The organism is Achromobacter spanius (genome assembly GCF_039673305.1).
GTDB classification, from domain to species: domain Bacteria; phylum Pseudomonadota; class Gammaproteobacteria; order Burkholderiales; family Burkholderiaceae_B; genus Achromobacter; species Achromobacter spanius_F.
On the sequence record NZ_JBDJLJ010000064.1, the window covers coordinates 15,760 to 31,409 of the forward strand.

At 69.0% G+C, this 15,650-nt stretch carries 13 protein-coding genes; 4 read left to right on the top strand and 9 right to left on the bottom strand.

What is annotated here, in order from left to right; all coding sequences use genetic code 11:
- Positions 1-141: 141 nt before the first annotated feature.
- On the bottom strand, positions 142-492 hold the full coding sequence (locus ABE485_RS27460; RefSeq protein WP_346518416.1) for a DUF3325 domain-containing protein: 351 nt from the start codon (positions 490-492) through the stop codon (positions 142-144).
- A gap of 265 nt (positions 493-757) precedes the next feature.
- On the opposite strand from ABE485_RS27460, the gene ABE485_RS27465 reads away from it, so the two are divergent.
- From ABE485_RS27465 to ABE485_RS27475, 3 genes are all read left to right on the top strand, one after another.
- The gene (locus ABE485_RS27465; protein WP_346518417.1) at positions 758-1,372 is read left to right on the top strand and encodes a hypothetical protein; all 615 of its coding nucleotides are present in this window, start codon (positions 758-760) and stop codon (positions 1,370-1,372) included.
- 10 nt (positions 1,373-1,382) lie between these two features.
- Positions 1,383-3,761 carry a catalase gene (locus ABE485_RS27470; RefSeq protein WP_346518418.1) on the top strand — a complete coding sequence of 793 codons (2,379 nt, stop codon included), beginning with the start codon at positions 1,383-1,385 and terminating at the stop codon, positions 3,759-3,761.
- Between the two features lie 145 nt (positions 3,762-3,906).
- Positions 3,907-4,461, top strand: coding sequence for a lipid-binding SYLF domain-containing protein (locus ABE485_RS27475; protein WP_346518419.1), 555 nt, complete (start codon positions 3,907-3,909; stop codon positions 4,459-4,461).
- Positions 4,462-4,507: 46 nt separating this feature from the next.
- On the opposite strand, the gene ABE485_RS27480 is transcribed toward ABE485_RS27475, so the two are convergent.
- The gene (locus ABE485_RS27480; protein ID WP_346518420.1) at positions 4,508-5,488 is read right to left on the bottom strand and encodes a Bug family tripartite tricarboxylate transporter substrate binding protein; all 981 of its coding nucleotides are present in this window, start codon (positions 5,486-5,488) and stop codon (positions 4,508-4,510) included.
- A 19-nt stretch (positions 5,489-5,507) separates the two neighbouring features.
- Positions 5,508-6,929, bottom strand: coding sequence for a M20 family metallopeptidase (locus tag ABE485_RS27485; RefSeq protein WP_346518421.1), 1,422 nt, complete (start codon positions 6,927-6,929; stop codon positions 5,508-5,510).
- Positions 6,930-7,042: 113 nt separating this feature from the next.
- Here ABE485_RS27485 and ABE485_RS27490 point away from each other — a divergent pair, with 113 nt between their 5' ends.
- The gene (locus ABE485_RS27490; RefSeq protein ID WP_346518422.1) at positions 7,043-7,963 is read left to right on the top strand and encodes a LysR family transcriptional regulator; all 921 of its coding nucleotides are present in this window, start codon (positions 7,043-7,045) and stop codon (positions 7,961-7,963) included.
- 19 nt (positions 7,964-7,982) lie between these two features.
- Here ABE485_RS27490 and ABE485_RS27495 read toward each other — a convergent pair whose 3' ends face one another.
- From ABE485_RS27495 to ABE485_RS27520, 6 genes are all read right to left on the bottom strand, one after another.
- On the bottom strand, positions 7,983-8,480 hold the full coding sequence (locus ABE485_RS27495; protein WP_346518423.1) for a transporter suffix domain-containing protein: 498 nt from the start codon (positions 8,478-8,480) through the stop codon (positions 7,983-7,985).
- The gene (locus tag ABE485_RS27500; protein WP_346518424.1) at positions 8,477-9,562 is read right to left on the bottom strand and encodes a DUF2955 domain-containing protein; all 1,086 of its coding nucleotides are present in this window, start codon (positions 9,560-9,562) and stop codon (positions 8,477-8,479) included. Before ABE485_RS27500 ends, ABE485_RS27495 begins: the two co-directional genes overlap by 4 nt.
- On the bottom strand, positions 9,552-10,703 hold the full coding sequence (locus ABE485_RS27505; protein ID WP_346518425.1) for an HlyD family secretion protein: 1,152 nt from the start codon (positions 10,701-10,703) through the stop codon (positions 9,552-9,554). The genes ABE485_RS27500 and ABE485_RS27505 overlap by 11 nt, the downstream gene beginning before the upstream one ends.
- Entirely contained in the window at positions 10,700-12,256 is a 1,557-nt protein-coding gene (locus ABE485_RS27510; protein WP_346518426.1) for an efflux transporter outer membrane subunit, read from the bottom strand. The genes ABE485_RS27505 and ABE485_RS27510 overlap by 4 nt, the downstream gene beginning before the upstream one ends.
- Before the next feature lie 273 nt (positions 12,257-12,529).
- Positions 12,530-13,900, bottom strand: a complete 1,371-nt coding sequence (locus ABE485_RS27515; RefSeq protein ID WP_346518427.1) for a TIGR02594 family protein — start codon at positions 13,898-13,900, stop codon at positions 12,530-12,532.
- A gap of 166 nt (positions 13,901-14,066) precedes the next feature.
- Positions 14,067-15,650 (bottom strand): efflux RND transporter permease subunit (locus tag ABE485_RS27520; protein ID WP_346518428.1); only part of this gene is annotated, 1,584 nt, incomplete at its 5' end.

Sequence of the window (15,650 nt, forward strand, 5' to 3'; positions counted from 1 at the left end):
TGGAGTTTGAAAACTCTATCACCACATATGGTGTCAACGGGGCGCCGGGCAGGCGGCATCTGGACTTGCCTTGATGCGCGTCAACAGCGCAAAGCCGCCTGCGAAATTGCGCAATCCGGCCCCGACGGCGCCGGGTAGGGCCTAGAAACCCAGGCCCACGCCCAGCAGCGAAATGGCCACGGCCAGCGCGGCGGTGCCGGCCGCGGGGCGTGGCGCCCACGACAGCATGCCGACCCACAGCAGGGCGCCGGCGCACAGCCAGCCCAGCCAGACCGCCATGCCCAGGATGTTGCCCCACAGGCCCACGCAGGGAAGGATGGCCAGTCCCAGCAGCAGCACGCCCGCGCCGCGCAGCACGCGCGTGTGGCCGGCGTGGGGATTGCGTCCCCAGACCTGTTCGTAGTGGCGGGGCGTCGCCAGGTTCAGGCAGGCCATGCCGGCGTACACCAGCAGCAGGGCCATTGCGATGGCGAAGATGTCGTTCATGTTCATGCGGCGGCGATTCAGCGTGCCCGTGCGTTCTGGGGCAGCGCGCCGTGGTGAGAGTGACCCCCGATTCTAAGGTAAATGGGGCCGCCACCTCCGGCGCGCGGCTTGTATTTTTTTCACCCGGTCGCGGGCGCAGGCCAACAAGTCGCCGGGCGGACGATCCACAGCCGGGCGGGCATGGCGATTGCTGGGAAGGGCCTTCAACCCGTCCATATCGGATAAGCGCCGTTCGAGCGCTTCGCCCTGACCCGCGACTAGGAGAAGACCCATGAAACGCAAAGCCGGAAACGCCCCCCAGATCAAGGAACTGCTGTACCAGGCCCTGGAAACCGAGATCGGGGGCCTCGCGATCTACGAGACCGCGGTGTCCTGTGCCGTGAACGAGGACCTGAAGAAAGAGTGGCTGGGTTACCTGGAAGAGACGCGCACGCACCGCCGCGTGCTCCTGACCGTGTTTGAACAATTGAAGCTGGACCCGCAAGCCAAGTCGCCCGGCCGCGACGTCGTGCGCCACCTGGGCGAATCGCTCGTCAAGGCGATGAAGATGGCGATCAGCGCGGGCGATGCGGACGCCGCGCAACTGGTCGCGACCGAATGCGTGGTGCTGGCGGAAACTAAGGACCACGCGAACTGGTCGTTGATCGGCCTGATCGCCGACAAGCATTCGGGCGACGAGGCCAAGATCCTGAAGCAGGCCTACGACGCGGTGGCGACCGACGAGGACCATCACCTCTATCACACCCAAGGCTGGTCGCGGGAGCTGTGGATCGAGTCGCTGGGCTTTCCCGCGGTGCTGCCGCCGCCCGAAGAGGTCAAGAAGGTCGAATCCGCCATCGGCGCTTCCCGGGCCGAACAGGCGCGCGATTCGCTGCTGACCCATTAAGGAGACGCTCATGGCAAGCAAGAAACCAGGCAAGGCCGGCCCTCCCAGCGCCGCGCTCGACACCGCCTACATGAACACGGACAGCGGCCCGGCCGAGGGGCCCGCCGCCAATGCCGCGCATCCCGCGCTCAAGCGCGCCGCGGCGGTCGGCGCCACCGCGGCCGCCATCCCGCACAATGCCAACAAGGCCGCCGAATACGGCGAGGAAGCGGCGCGCTGTCCGGTGGCGGGCGCGCACGTGGGGGCGGTGGATCCGGCCGTGGGCGCGAGTTCCCTGTCCGAGAGCGAATCCTCGGACAAGACCGGCGACGCGGCCGCGGCCGGCGTGAACGAGGTGGATGGCCGCCTGGCCCGCGTGCGCGCGGACGGCGGCGGCCAGGCGTTGACGACCAACCAGGGCGTGCCGGTGGGCGACAACCAGCATTCGCTCAAGGCCGGGCTGCGCGGTCCCGCGCTGCTGAAGGATTTCATCCTGCGCGAGAAGATCACCCACTTCGACCACGAACGGATTCCCGAGCGCATCGTGCATGCGCGCGGGTCGGCCGCGCACGGCTACTTCGAATGCTACAAGCCGCTGACGGACCTGACCGCCGCGTCGCTGTTCGCGGAAAAGGGCAAGCGCACGCCGGTGTTCGTGCGCTTTTCGACGGTGGCCGGTGAACGCGGCTCCAAGGACACCGCGCGCGACGTCCGGGGCTTTGCCGTCAAGTTCTACACGGACGAAGGCAACTGGGACCTGGTGGGCAACAACATTCCCGTCTTCTTCATCCAGGATGCGATGAAGTTCCCGGACCTGGTCCACGCGGTCAAGGCCGAGCCGCATCACGGCATGCCGCAGGCAGCCTCCGCTCACGACACCTTCTGGGATTTCGTGTCGCTGATGCCGGAATCCACGCACATGCTGATGTGGGTGATGTCGGACCGGGGCATCCCGCGCAGCTACCGCATGATGCAGGGCTTCGGCGTGCACACGTATCGCTTCGTCAATGCCAAGGGCGAGTCCAAACTGGTGAAGTTCCACTGGAATCCGGTGCTGGGCACGCATTCGCAGGTGTGGGACGAGGCCGTCAAGGTGTCGGGCGCGGACCCGGACTTTCATCGGCGCGACCTGTGGGAAGCGATCGACGCCGGCCATGGCCCGCAATGGGAACTGGGCGTGCAGGTCTTCACGGAAGATCAGGCGGAAGGGTTCAGCTTCGACGTGCTGGACGCCACCAAGATCGTGCCCGAGGAACTGGTGCCCGTGGTGCCCATCGGCCGGATGGTGCTGGACCGCAACCCCGACAACTTCTTCGCCGAGACCGAGCAGGTCGCTTTCTGTACGGCGCACGTGGTGCCGGGCGTGGATTTCACCAACGACCCGCTGCTGGCGGGCCGCATCCATTCGTACGTGGACACGCAGATCTCGCGCCTGGGCGGCCCGAATTTTCATGAAATCCCCATCAACGCGCCGCTGGCGCCGGTGCACAACAACCAGCGCGACGGCATGCACCGGCAGGCGATCCACCGCGGGCGGGTCGCCTATGAACCCAACTCGCTGGCGGGCGGCTGTCCGTTCCAGGCGGGCATGGACGGCTTCGTGCCGTTTCCCGAGCCGGTCGAAGGCGACGAGCTGCGCGGGCATCCGGAACGGTTCGCCGAACACTACAACCAGGCCACCCTGTTCTACGACAGCCAGACCGGCTGGGAACGCCGGCACATCATCAATGCCTTTGCGTTTGAACTCAGCAAGCTGACGGTGCCGGCCATCCGGCAGCGCATGGTGGCGTCCCTGCGCAACGTGTCGGACGAACTGGCGCAGGCGGTGGCGGACCAGTTGGGCATGCCGTTGCCTGAACCCCTGCCGCGTGCCATCGAGCAACCGCCCAAGCCCGAGGTGGAGGTGTCCCCGGCGCTGTCGCTGACGGCGCGCCCGGGGGACGGCGGCGTGGCGACGCGCAAGGTCGCCATCCTGGCGGCCGAGGGCGTGGACGGCAAGGCGGTGATGGATGTGGCCGCGGCCCTGATCAAGGCGGGGGCGGTGGTGCGGCTGGTGGGGCAGCGCATCGGTCCGCTGCAGGCAGAGGGCGGCGGCAAGCTGGATGCGGACGCTTCGCTCGACAACCATCCGTCGGGCCTCTTCGACGGCGCGGTGGTGCCCGGCGGCGCGGCGGCGGCCGAAAGCCTGCAGTCGGACGGACGGGCGCTGGAGTTCCTGCGCGACGCCTACCGCCACGGCAAGACGCTGATGGGCATGGGCGAGGGCGTGCAGGTATTCGCCGCCGCGGGCATTGCGCCGGATCCCGCCGACGGCGGCCTGCTGCTGGCAGACGATGGCGCGGCCGCGTTCGTGCAAGCGCTGGGCAAGCACCGGCATCCGGAGCGGGAGACCGCGCCGCCCAAGGTGTGAGGGAGGTCCCCCGCAAGGGTAAGGAAGCACCATTGACAAGGGTTTGGCGCCTGCGAATACTGCCCTGGCAAGTCGGGCGAGCGCGCCGTGCGCTTGCCGTCCTTACCCCCGGGGAGCCCCTATGAGCTGCGCGTCCGTTTTGCCCATGAAGCTTCGCGGCTGGCTGTCTGCCAGCCTTTTGCTGGTCACCGCGCTGCTCTGCCTGGCTCCGCCGGCAGGCGCCGCATCCGCGTCCGAAATCAGCAGCGATGCGCTGGCCGCGCTTGAGCAGCTGTATGCCCAGGAACCGCGGACGCGCGAACTCGGCAAAAAGGCGGTCGCGGTGCTGGTGTTTCCCAGCATCATCAAGGGTGGCCTGCTGGTGGGCGGAGAACGCGGAGACGGCGCGCTCATCCGCAACGGCAAGGTCGAGGGGTTCTACTCCATCTCGGCCCTGTCGTTCGGCTTCCAGGCGGGGGCCCAGCAGTTCAGCTACGCGCTGTTCTTCATGAACGAACCGGCCCTGGCCTATCTGAACAAGAGCGACGGCTGGTCGCTGGGCGCTGGACCCAGCCTGGTCGTGGTCGACCAGGGCTACGCCGCCAGCGTCACCACCACGACGCTGACGCAGGATGTCTACGCGGTGCCGTTCGGCGAACAGGGCCTGATGGCCGGCGCCGGCCTGGAAGGATCCAAGATCAGCCAGATCCAGCCGGATTAGCAAGGCAGCCGAACCCGGGCTTCTTGTCTGTTGCCGCTACGCCGCGTCAGTCCAGCGTGATGCCGGCGCGCGCGGCCACGTCCCCGAAGGTTTGCAGTTCTTTCGTGATCTGCTGCTGGAAGGCGGGCGCGGGCAGGAAGACGGGGTCCAGCGCCAGGTCCGCCACGGTCTTGCGCACCTGCGCGTCGTCCATGATTTCCGCCACGGCCCGGCTCAGGGTGTCCACCACCGGGCCGGGCGTGCGCGCCGGCGCGACCAGTCCATACCATCCCACGAACGACACGTCGGCCATGCCCGCCTCGGCGAACGTGGGCACGTCGGGCAGTTGCGGCATGCGCCGTTCGCCGGTGACCGCCAGCGCGCGCACCTTGCCAGCCCGCGCCTGCGGCGCGGCCGACGACACCGTGTCCACGCCCAGCGCGACTTCGCCGCCGATCAGGGCCGTCACCAGCTGCGCGCTGCCCTTGTACGGTACCGGCGTCATCTTGGCTCCCGCGGCCTGCGCGAACATCTCGCCGGCCAGGTGGGGAGCGGAACCGGGGCCGAAGGTGCCGTACATCAGGCCGCCTTTGGCGCTCTGCTGTTTGGCCAGCGCCGCCGCTTCCTGCGGGGTCGACACCGGCAGGGCGGTCTGCGCCAGCAGCACCACGGGCGCCATGGCGACGATGCCGATATGTTCGAAGCTGCGCAGCGGATCGTAGGGCAGCGAGGTCTTCAGCGCCGGCAGCACGGTGTAGGTGGTGCTGCCGGACAGCATCAGCGTGTAGCCGTCGGGCTGGGCCCGCGCGACCGCGTCGGCGCCGATCACGGTGGAGGCGCCGGGGCGATTTTCCACGATGACGGGCTGGCCCAGCTTGCCGGACAGCCGGGTGGCAAGCAGGCGGGCGACCGCGTCCGTGGCGCCGCCCGGCGTGAACGGAACGACGATTTTGATCGCCTGCTCGGGGTAGGCGGCATGGGCGCCGCCCGCGTAGGCGGCGAAGGCGAGGGGAAGCGCCAGCAGGGCGGCGCGGAAGTTGGCGGTCATGGCGGGGTCTCGGTCGGGATCAGGCGCGGGAAGGAGAGGCGGACGGGGCGGCCTGGCGCAGCGCGTCGCCCTGGTCGCCCAGGTCCCAGAACAGCCCGGCCATGATGGCCAGGCCTTCGCGGGCGACGCTACCCAGCAGGTGCTCGTTGGGGGCGTGCTGCGCGCAGGCGGGGTAGGAGTGGGGCACCCACAGGGTGGGCAGGCCAAGCTGGTCGGCAAAGATATCGTTGGGCAGGGAGCCGCCCAGGTTGGGCAGCAGCGCGGGCCGCTTGCCGGTGGTGCGTTCCAGCGACCCGGCGGCCCAGCGCACCCAGGGGCTGTCCGGCGACAGGCGGGTGGCGCCGGCCTGCATGCCGACGCGCACCTGCACGTCGTCGAACCCGCCCTGGCGCAGGTGTTCGCGCACATGCGTCTCCAGTGCGCGCCAGTCGGTTCCGACCACGAAACGCAGCTGGCACCAGGCCACCGCTTCCGGCGGAATGGCGTTGACGGGCTTGGCGGGATCGCCCGCGCCGAAGGTCAGCACGTCCAGGCTGTTCCAGCCGAACACCTTTTCCGGCGCGGACAGGCCGGGCTCGCCCCACCACGCGTTGATTTCCGGGTCGTCTTCGCCGCCGCCCACTTCCAGGTCGGCCAGCGCGGCCGCGACCGCCTCGGGAATGGGAGGCGGACGCAGGCCGGGGATGGCGATGCGGCCGTTCGCGTCCACCAGCGTGCCGATGGCGTGCATCAGGCGGATCGCGGGATTGGCCAGCAGGCCGCCCCAGTTGCCGGAGTGGTAGCCGCGCTCGCGCGCCCGCACTTTCAGTTCGAAGTTCACCGCGCCGCGCGAGCCCATGAACAGGGTCGGGCGCTGCGCGTTCAGGCGCGGGCCGTCGCTGGCGATGAACACGTCGGCCGCCAACAGGTCGCGCTGCGCCGCGCAGAAGGCAGCCAGGCCGGGCGAGCCCGCTTCCTCGCCGGTCTCGATGAGCCAGATCGTGTTGAATCCCAGCGCGCCGCCGCGCGCGGCGATCGCCTGGCGCAGGGCTTCCAGGTTGATCGAATGCTGTCCCTTGTTGTCGGCCGTGCCGCGCCCGTACCAGCGGTCGCCTTCGACCTGCAGGCGCCAGGGGTCGCGGCCCGCGTCCCACTTGGCGGCGTTGCCGCGCACCACGTCGCCGTGGCCGTACATCAGCACGGTGGGCAGGCCGGGCTTTTCGAGGCGGCGCGCCACCAGGATCGGGAGGTCCACGCCTGCCGGATTGGGATGGATGTCACAGGAGAAGCCCAGTCCGGTCAGCAGCGGAACCAGGTCTTCGTTCAGGTAGGCGTGCTGGGCCGGGGCCTGTTCGGGCGCCTCGCTTTCGGTGGCGTAGGCGACCCGGCGCGCCAGCGCGGCCTGCAGGGCGCCGTTGTCATAGGCTTGTACGGCTTGGAGGATGGCTTGTTCGCGGGTCACGGCGGATCTTCATGCGGTGGGGAGGCACAAAGTTATTACGCTTCTTACCATGCCACAATTAGATAATTAGCATCTATGCATTGCCATAAAGGCATGCCATCCGGAGCCCGTCCATGATTTCGCTCGGCCTGAGATACTTCCTGGAAGTCGCGCGCTGCGGCTCGATCGCGGGCGCCGCGTCGGCGCAGCATGTGGCGGCCTCCGCCGTCAGCCGCCAGATCGCCAAGCTGGAAGACGGCCTGGGCATCGCGCTGTTCGAACGCCAGGCGCGCGGCATGGAACTCAGCGAAGCCGGCCGCCAGCTTGCCGCCTACGCCAATGCCGCGGCGCTGGAGGCCGACCGCATCACCACCGAGATCCGCCAGCGCGGCGTCCTGGGCGACGTCACGATCCGGCTGGCCTGCACCGAAGGCTTCGCGCACCGTTTCCTGCCGATGTGCATGGCGGACTTCAAGCAGGTTCGACCGGAGGCGCGCTTTCACCTGCACGTGGAGCGCCCGGAAGAGGTCAGCCGCCACATCCTGGAAGGCCTGTCGCAGATCGCGCTGCGCTACACGGTGGCCCAGGACGATCGCCTGAAGACCGAGCTGCTGACGCGCGCGCCCGTGTACGCGGTCATGTGCCGCCGCCATCCGCTGGCGGCCCGGCGTGCGATCGACATGCGCGATCTCGTGGATGTGCCGCTGTCGCTGGGCGACCACGGCACGACGGTGCGGCAGCTGTTCGATGCCGCCTGCGCCAACGCCGGCCTGCATATCGAACCCGCCTACGTGTCCAACCATTCCGCGGCTTTCCTGCCCATGCTGCCGGGCAGCCAGATCGTGGCCCTGTCGGGCTACCTGACGGTGATGGGCCACCTGGAAGGCGCGGGGCTGGCGGCCGTGCCGTTCAGCAATCCCGAAATGCGCCAGCGCAGCATCCAGGTGGTGACCCTGCAGGGCAGGACCCTGCCGCCCCTGGCCAGGGAATTCCTGGAGTTCATGGCGCGGCGATTGACGGCCGCGCCGCGGACGCCGGAAGCGGACCAGGCCTGACCGCGCGCAGGCGGCTTGCCTATACCGACCGGATGAACAGTGCGCGCAGCTTGTTCCAGAAGTCGCCGCCCAGCACGAAGAAGCTGGCGACCAGCATCACGTCGCCGGCCAGTTGCGCCTGCCACAGCCGGGGCCGGAAGCCGGGCCAGATCTGGTCGACATACGGTTCCAGCATCGAGGTCAGCAAGGGCAGGATGAACATGATCAGGCCGATGGCGTGGCGGACGGGGCCGACCTTCTTCGCCGGCGCCAGCTTTTTGGCGTGGCCGAAGATCAGTCCCTTGAGCTGCTGGAAGCCTTCTTTGCCCATCACCGCGATGCAGGTGATCAACAGGACCTTGTTGGCGATGAAGATCGCGCCGGTGAGCGCGGCGATACGAGAACCCGGCGCATCCACGGCGGCCGCGATCGGGATCAGGAACCACAGGGCGAAGGCAAGGATGAAAAGGCCGATGCCGCACTTGAACCGCCATCCCGCGGCGGGGGCGGCGTCGGGTTGCGTGTCTGGGGTGTTCATGGCTGGCTCCTTTTCAGGCGTCCGATTGGAAGGCGGGTGAGAAGTCCGGGTTTGCGCGGCGCCCGGGGGCGCGGCTCGAGCAGCTGCAGCATCAGGCAGGCATACAGCGTGACGGCGATGAACAGCCCCATGCGCACCGCGAAGGCGGTGTAGACGTCCTTGCCGGCAATGCTGTCCTGCACCGACTGGCCCAGCAGGATGATGAGCGTCACCAGCGTGTTGAGCCAGAAGCTGGGCGGGTGCGGCGTCGGACTCAGGCGGTAGAGCTTGCGGGCGACGACGAGGGCGAAGAGCAGCATCCACAGGAAGTACATCCACAGGCAGGGGAAGGGCCGCAGGCCGAACCAGAACAGCACGGCCAGCACGCCGGCCAGCAGCGTGGAGCCAAGGATCTCGCGCGCGGCCCCGTGCGCCGCGGTCACGCAGCTCTGCCGGCCCAGGCTGACGGCCTTGAGGATGATGGGCATGTAGGCCAGGGGATCGGTCAGCGCCAGCAGGAAGGCGGGCAGCACGACCAGCGCCGCGCGCAGGGCCATGCGGCTGGCCTCGGCCGGCGGCAGGACCGGGGCGGGCGGCGCCGGCGGCATGCCCGGCGGCTCCGGAAACAGCCAGTGGCAGACGCCCAGGACCAGCGCGGCCAGGAGCAGCCCCTTGACCAGCGCCTCGACCACCGTGACGGCCAGGCCGAAGTCGAACGTGCCCGCCGCCGAGATCATGGTCAGGCCGATGATCAGGAAGGTGGACAGCAGGTTGTTGCCGCCGCGCAGGGCGTGGCGGAAGGCCAGGAACAGGCACAGCGCGATAAGCAGCACGCCGGCCGCCGGGTAATAGCGCAAGAGCGGGATGAGGGCCAGGCCGCTGCCGGTGGCAAAGAGCGCGACCAGCGCCAGGCCCAGTCCGGCCTTCACCGACAGCGGCCGGTTCATGGAAGCCAGCAGGAACACGCCCAGCACCGGCGCGACCATGGGGATCGGCATGTCCAGCCCGAAGCTGACGGCCAGGCACAAGGCCGTGCCCACGCCCAGGCGCAGGGCGCGGTGGCCGCGGGGATCGCGGCTGGCGGGCAGGGCGTCAGTAGGCATACGACAGCCAGCTCATGAGGCGCAGGTAAAGGCGCCCCAGCGGATTGAGGGGATTGCCCGGACTGGGAAACGCCATGACTTCCGCCTGGCCGCCCACGCGTACGCCGCGCAGCGAGGGCAGCTCGCCGGGATTGATCTCGATGGCGACCGGAAAGCGCTGGGCGGGGCGCAGCCAGTCGCGGCTGTTCTGCACGCTGGGCAGGCTGCCCGGCGGCGTGCCGGGCCCCACGCTGACGCCATAGCCCACGCTGCGCACGCGGCCTTCGAAGACGCGGCCGGGCAGCGCATCCAGGATGATGGACACCGGTGTGCCGGGCTCGACATGGCCCAGGTTGTTTTCGGTCATGTCGGCATTGATCCAGACGTCGTGGATGGCGATCAGGGTCATCACCGGCTTGCCCGCCGCGGCGAACTGGCCCGTGTCGGTCCGCAGGTCGGTGACCAGCCCGGCCGTGCGCGCCCGCACCTGCGTGTTGGCCAGGTCGAGTTCGGCCTTTTCCAGCGCGGCCGCGGCGCTGCGCAGCTTGGCGTTGTCTTCTTCGCTGCCGCCTTCCTGCTCGCGCGCCCGCTGCACCTCGGCGCGCGCCGCCGCCACCTGGGCGACCGCCTGCGCCAGGTTCGCCCGCGCGATCTCCAGCCGGCGCAGCGAGATCGTGCCCCGGTCATCGCGGTACAGGCGTTCCAGCCGGGTGCTGTCCTGGCGGGCCCTGACCTCGTTGGCCTGCGCGGCGCGCAGCGACGCCTGCGCCGAATCGATGCCGGCGGTGCTGGCTCCGATCTGGCGGCGCATCGCGTCCAGGTCGGCGCGGGCGCGGTCCACGGCGATCCGGTAGTGCTCCGGGTCGACGTCGAACAGCACGGCGCCCGCCGGCACGTCCTGGTTGTTGCGCACATGGACCTTGGCGACGCGCCCGGAAACTTCCGAGGCCACGGGCACCACGAACGCCTCCACGCGCGCCTGCTGGGTGTACGGGGTGTAGCGATCGGCCAGCAGATACCAAACAAGGCTCAGCACGATCACCACCACCACCCACCGCACGCCTTTTCTGGCGGGATCGGCGGCGGGGGGCGGCGGTGGCGATGGCGGCGGCGGTGCTTCCGCCGGCCGGGACGCGGGAGCCGCGGGCCTGGAACTGTTCATCGGGTCGCCCCCTCTGGCTTGGCAATCGCGGAGACCGGCGCGGGCCGGCCGGCGTCGGACAGCAGGTCGCCCCAGTTGGTGCGCTGCTGCATCTGTTCACGCGTGGCCGGGTCGAGCACCGGCTGGTCGCTGTACCAGCCGCCGCCCAGCGCCTTGTACAGGGCGATCAGGTCGCGCACCGCGTTGCCCCGGTTCACCACGTAGGCATCCTGCTGGGTGGCCAGGGCGCGCTGGGCGTCGAGGACGCGCTGGAAGTCGGAATAGCCCTCGCGGTACAGCGCGTTGGCCAGCGTCAGCGACCGCTTGGCCGCCAGCGCGGAGTCGTGCAGGATGCCGTCGCGCTCCAGGGACTTGATCAGGCCGGTGGCCGCGTCGTCGGCCTCGCGCGCCGCCTGGCGCACTGCGTCCTGGTAGACGACGATGAGCTGCTGCAGGCGGGCGTCCTGCACCCGCACCGCGTTGGTCAGGCGGCCGTGGTCGAACACATTCCAGTTCAGGGTGGGCCCGGCAAGCAGCGCCGCGCCGCCCGACGTGCCGGCCAGCGACGTCGCGGTCCAGACGATGCTGCCCAGAAGAGTCAGTGAAGGATAGAGTTCCGCCTCGGCCACGCCCACCTGCGCCGACTGCGCGGCGATCCGCAATTCCGCCGCGCGGATGTCCGGGCGGCGCAGCAGCAGGTCGGCGGGAACGTCCTGCAGCACCGCCCGGTCGATCAGCGGGATGACCGCCTCTTTGGCCGCCAGGTCCGGCACGTCGGGCATCGGGCCGGGCGGTTTGCCGACCAGGACCGCCAGCGCGTTGCGGGTGCGCATGATCTGGCTTTCGAACTCGGGGATGGTGCTCAGGGTGCCCAGGTACTGCGTGCGCGCCTGCTGCAGGTCCAGTTCGTCGGTTTCGCCGCTGTTGAACAGGCGCTCGGTGATTTCGTAGCTGCGCTTCTGGATGACGGCGTTGTCGCGCGCGATGCGCAGGCGGGCTTCCGCGGTGCGCAGGGCGTAGTAGCTTTCGGCCATCTGGGCGTGCAGCAGCACCAGCACGTCTTCGCGATTGGCTTCGGCCGCGAAGTACGCCGCATCGGCCGACTCGATGGCGCGGCTGAACCGACCCCAGAAATCCAGCTCCCAGCCGATGTTGAATCCAGCGCTGTACTGCCAGAAGCTGCTGGGCCGCGGATTGCCTTCCGCCGACCGCGACGAGCGGGTCTGGTACAGCGCATCGGCGCCGACGACCTGGCTCTGGGGATAGGCGCCGCTTCTTGCGATGCCCAGTTGCGCGCGCGCTTCCATGATCTGCAGGCCGGCAAGCTGCACGCCCGGATTGTGGGCGTCGGCCTGGGCGATCAGGGATTCAAGGACGGGGTCGTCGAAGATGCGCCACCATTGGCGGGCATCGGGCTGGGCGCGTGTTTCGCTGGCTTGTTGCAGGGCTGGCGTGTCCCAATGTTCAGGCCAAGCTTCGCGCTGGGGCGCGAAGTCGGGCCCCACTTGCACGCAGCCGCCCAGGCAAAGCGCACCGGTCAGCAGCAGGCGATTGAAACAAGGCTTCGGCCGCATTGGGCACCAGGTCTGTCAAGAGCCTAACCGCAACGGTCCAGGCGGCGGTCCGATGTTGCCGCGCGCCCTGAACGCCAAAGTGCCCGGCGCCGGCGCTGTCAGGCGCCCGCGTCGGCAGCGCAAGCGGCAGGTTGCCCCCGGGAAGGCCAGGTAGCGGCAATTTCCCGGGCGAAACGGGCGCGCTTGAGCATGCCAATCGATTCTATTGAGCTTTTCCGGTTCCGGCTAGAGCGCACCCGGGGTGTCGGGTTCGCCCAAAAGCGCTAGTCGGAACTACCGGCGGATGGACAGCAGGCTGTAAGTGGTTCCGTCCAGCACGCCGTTGACGGGATAGGTCGCAATGCGCACGCGCTGGCCCTGGTTGCCCCCGAGAACGCGGATCGCGTCCTGGCCGGCCATCTCGACGAAGAAGGCGACGTGGCCGCCGTCGACGTCCGCGTTCTTGCGGCGCCACACGACGATGTCGCCCGGCCGCGGCGCATCGGTCACCGTCTGGCCCCAGCCCTGATCGTGCCAGCTTCGCGCCCATTTGCTCCGGGTTCCCGTCATGCCCGCCTGTTCGACGCAATAGTTCACGAAAGAGGAACACCAGGCGGTTTCATCCGGCGCCGCGCCGCCCTCTGTGCTCTCGTGGTAGAGCACGATGCGCGGATTGTTTTCGCGTCCCGCGATCTCCCGGATTCCGAGCGCCATCTCGGCCTGCGCGACGGCATAGGGCGAGGACGCGTCCGCGGAAGGGGGGAGCGGCAGGCCCCCGGAGAGGGGCCTGATGAACTCGCGCGACACGAATCCATCGGTCACGCCGTCGCCGTTGACGTCGACCTTCGTCCAGGCGCCTTCCTGGCCGAACCCGTGCACGATGCTGCCGTGCGCGAGCGTGGTGGACGCGTCGTAGTCCGTTCCCGGCCCGCCGCGCAGGCGCAGGCCGCTGCGGGCGATCACTTCGTACACCGCCACGCCATTGATTCGCTCGGTCGTCGCCAGGCGGGGTTCGTAGGCGCGCGGCGACTGGCCGAACTGGCCAAAATCGGCGAAGGCGGGATTGAACAGATTGCCGTCGTAGTGAAAGCCCCCGAAGTCGGACCGCAGGTTCTGGAACTTCTGGAACAGCGTCCAGTGCTGGGATTCCAGGAACGCCCTGGAACCGGACCATCCCATCGAGGCCGGCAGCCAGAACAGCTCGGCCAGCGCCGCCGTCCGCAGGCGGTTGCAGACGGCGCCGGAGCCGTACACGCCCACCCGGAACCTGCCTTCGAGCCTGGCTTTGACCTCGGCGAAATAGCGCTCCAGCTGATCGAGTTCGCGTGGCCGGAAGAAGTCGTGGTCCACGCCAAAGTAGATCGCCGATCCGTCGGACTGGCCGATCGAATCCGCCAGGGCAAGGGCGCGGGTGGCGTCGCGCGTCCCCTTGGATGCGCCGAAATCGTCCAGATAGCCGCCGGCGCCGCCCCGTTGCTGGAACACAACGGCGACATTCAGCCGGCTGTCGGTCAGCGCCTGGTACTCCGCCGGCGTCAGGCATTTCGACGGAAGCGTCGTGGAGTTCCGGTGGTTGTAGTAGCGGATGACCGTGCGCACGCCTTCCTGGAAAAGCCGGTCGGCGTGTTCGCTCAGGTTCTGCGGAGAATCGATGATTTCGTGCATCGCTGCTCTCCGTTGTCAAAGGGAGGTGGCGGGGTCCGTCATGGCCGGCGCACGCGGGTTTGCCGGCGGCAGAATGCGCATGTTCGGACTCGGGGGGCGGGGCTGTACATACCCTATTTGAGGGTCGCGCCCGAGCCGGGCGCATGCCTGCGGGTGGGGCCGCGGATCAGTCCCCGCCCTGCGCCGGCGCGCCGGAATGGCGCTCCATCCGCGCCCGAGCCTTCAGCCGCAGCCGCTCCAGCGCCAGATACACGATCGGCGTCGTATACAAAGTCAGGAACTGGCTGATCATCAGCCCGCCCACGATCGCGATGCCCAGCGGACGCCGCAGCTCCGATCCTTCGCCCATGCCCAGCACCAGGGGCAGGGCACCCAAGAGGCCCGCCAGGTTGGTCATGACGATGGGGCGCAGGCGCAGCATGGCCGCGCGGTGGATGGCCTGTTCGGGCGTCAGGTTCTCGCGCCGCTCCAGGCTGATGGCGAAGTCGATCATCAGGATCGCGTTCTTCATGACGATGCCCACCAGCAGGAACAGGCCCAGGAGCGCGATCAGGGTGAATTCGATGCCCGCCAGCCGCAGCGCCAGCAGCGCGCCCACGCCGGCGGACGGCAGGGTGGACAGGATCGTCAGGGGATGCAGCGGGCTCTCGTAGAGGATGCCCAGCACCAGGTAGATGGCGACCAGCACCGCCAGGATCAGCCAGGGCTGGTCCTGTAGGCTCTGCTGGAAGTTGCGCGCGTCGCCGCCCAGCCGCGTCTGGATGTGCGACGGCACCATCAGCTTGGCCATGGCGACGTCGATGGCGGCCAGGCCTTGTTCCAGCGAGACGCCAGGCGCCAGCGAAAAGCCCACCCACACGGACGCGAACAGGCCGTCGTGGAACACGCGGTCGTTGACGAGCCCGTTGCTGTAGGTCGCGAACGCGGTCAGCGGCACGCGGTTGCCGTCGGCGGCCACGACGTGCACCTGCTCCAGCACCTCGGGATCCTCGGTGTAGCGCGGGTCCAGCTCCAGCACCACGCGGTACTGGTTCATGGCGTCGTACAAGGTGGCGACCTGGCGCTGGCTGAACGAATTGCTCAGCACGCTGCTGACGGTGTCCATGTCCACGCCCAGGCGCTGCGCGGCGCTGCGGTCGATGTCGATCACGACCTGCTGCGTGGCGCCGTCGCCCTGGGCGTCGACGTCGCGCAGTTCGGGGATGTCCTGCATGGCCTTGGAGATCTTGCGCGACCATTCCCGCAGCGACGGGACGTCGCTGGCCATGATGGCCAGTTCGTGGTCGCCCGAATTGCCGAAGCCGCCGGGCATGCGCAGGTCCTGGTCGACGTTCAGGAAGAACATGCCGCCGGGCACCGCCGGCGCGTTCGTGCGCAGCCAGTTGATGACCTCGGTGGAGGACTCGCCGCGTTCGGCGGCGGGCTTGAGGCGGATCAGGAAGAGCGAATTGCTGATGCCCAGGCCGCCGCCGTTGTAGCCGATTACGTCCTGCACGGCCGGGTGCTTGAGCACCAGTTGCCGGTACTGGTCGATCTTGGGCTGCATGACCTGGAACGAGAAGCCGTCGTCGCCCCGCACGAAGCCCATCAGCTGTCCCGTGTCCTGCACGGGCAGGAAGCCCTTGGGCGCCTGCACGTACAGGTAGACGTTCAGGCCGACGACGCCGGCCAGCAGCAGGAGCGTCAGGCGTGCATGGCCCAGCACGCGCGCCAGCGACGCGCCGTACCAATCGTGCACGCGGGCGAAGGC

What these genes read in the sequence shown, in the direction of transcription:
- ABE485_RS27460 (WP_346518416.1), bottom strand. Translation starts at nt 492, where the DNA reads ATGAACATGAACGACATCTTCGCCATCGCAATGGCCCTGCTGCTGGTG.
- ABE485_RS27465 (WP_346518417.1), top strand. Translation starts at nt 758, where the DNA reads ATGAAACGCAAAGCCGGAAACGCCCCCCAGATCAAGGAACTGCTGTAC.
- ABE485_RS27470 (WP_346518418.1), top strand. Translation starts at nt 1,383, where the DNA reads ATGGCAAGCAAGAAACCAGGCAAGGCCGGCCCTCCCAGCGCCGCGCTC.
- ABE485_RS27475 (WP_346518419.1), top strand. Translation starts at nt 3,907, where the DNA reads ATGAAGCTTCGCGGCTGGCTGTCTGCCAGCCTTTTGCTGGTCACCGCG.
- ABE485_RS27480 (WP_346518420.1), bottom strand. Translation starts at nt 5,488, where the DNA reads ATGACCGCCAACTTCCGCGCCGCCCTGCTGGCGCTTCCCCTCGCCTTC.
- ABE485_RS27490 (WP_346518422.1), top strand. Translation starts at nt 7,043, where the DNA reads ATGATTTCGCTCGGCCTGAGATACTTCCTGGAAGTCGCGCGCTGCGGC.
- ABE485_RS27495 (WP_346518423.1), bottom strand. Translation starts at nt 8,480, where the DNA reads ATGAACACCCCAGACACGCAACCCGACGCCGCCCCCGCCGCGGGATGG.
- ABE485_RS27500 (WP_346518424.1), bottom strand. Translation starts at nt 9,562, where the DNA reads ATGCCTACTGACGCCCTGCCCGCCAGCCGCGATCCCCGCGGCCACCGC.
- ABE485_RS27505 (WP_346518425.1), bottom strand. Translation starts at nt 10,703, where the DNA reads ATGAACAGTTCCAGGCCCGCGGCTCCCGCGTCCCGGCCGGCGGAAGCA.
- ABE485_RS27510 (WP_346518426.1), bottom strand. Translation starts at nt 12,256, where the DNA reads ATGCGGCCGAAGCCTTGTTTCAATCGCCTGCTGCTGACCGGTGCGCTT.
- ABE485_RS27515 (WP_346518427.1), bottom strand. Translation starts at nt 13,900, where the DNA reads ATGCACGAAATCATCGATTCTCCGCAGAACCTGAGCGAACACGCCGAC.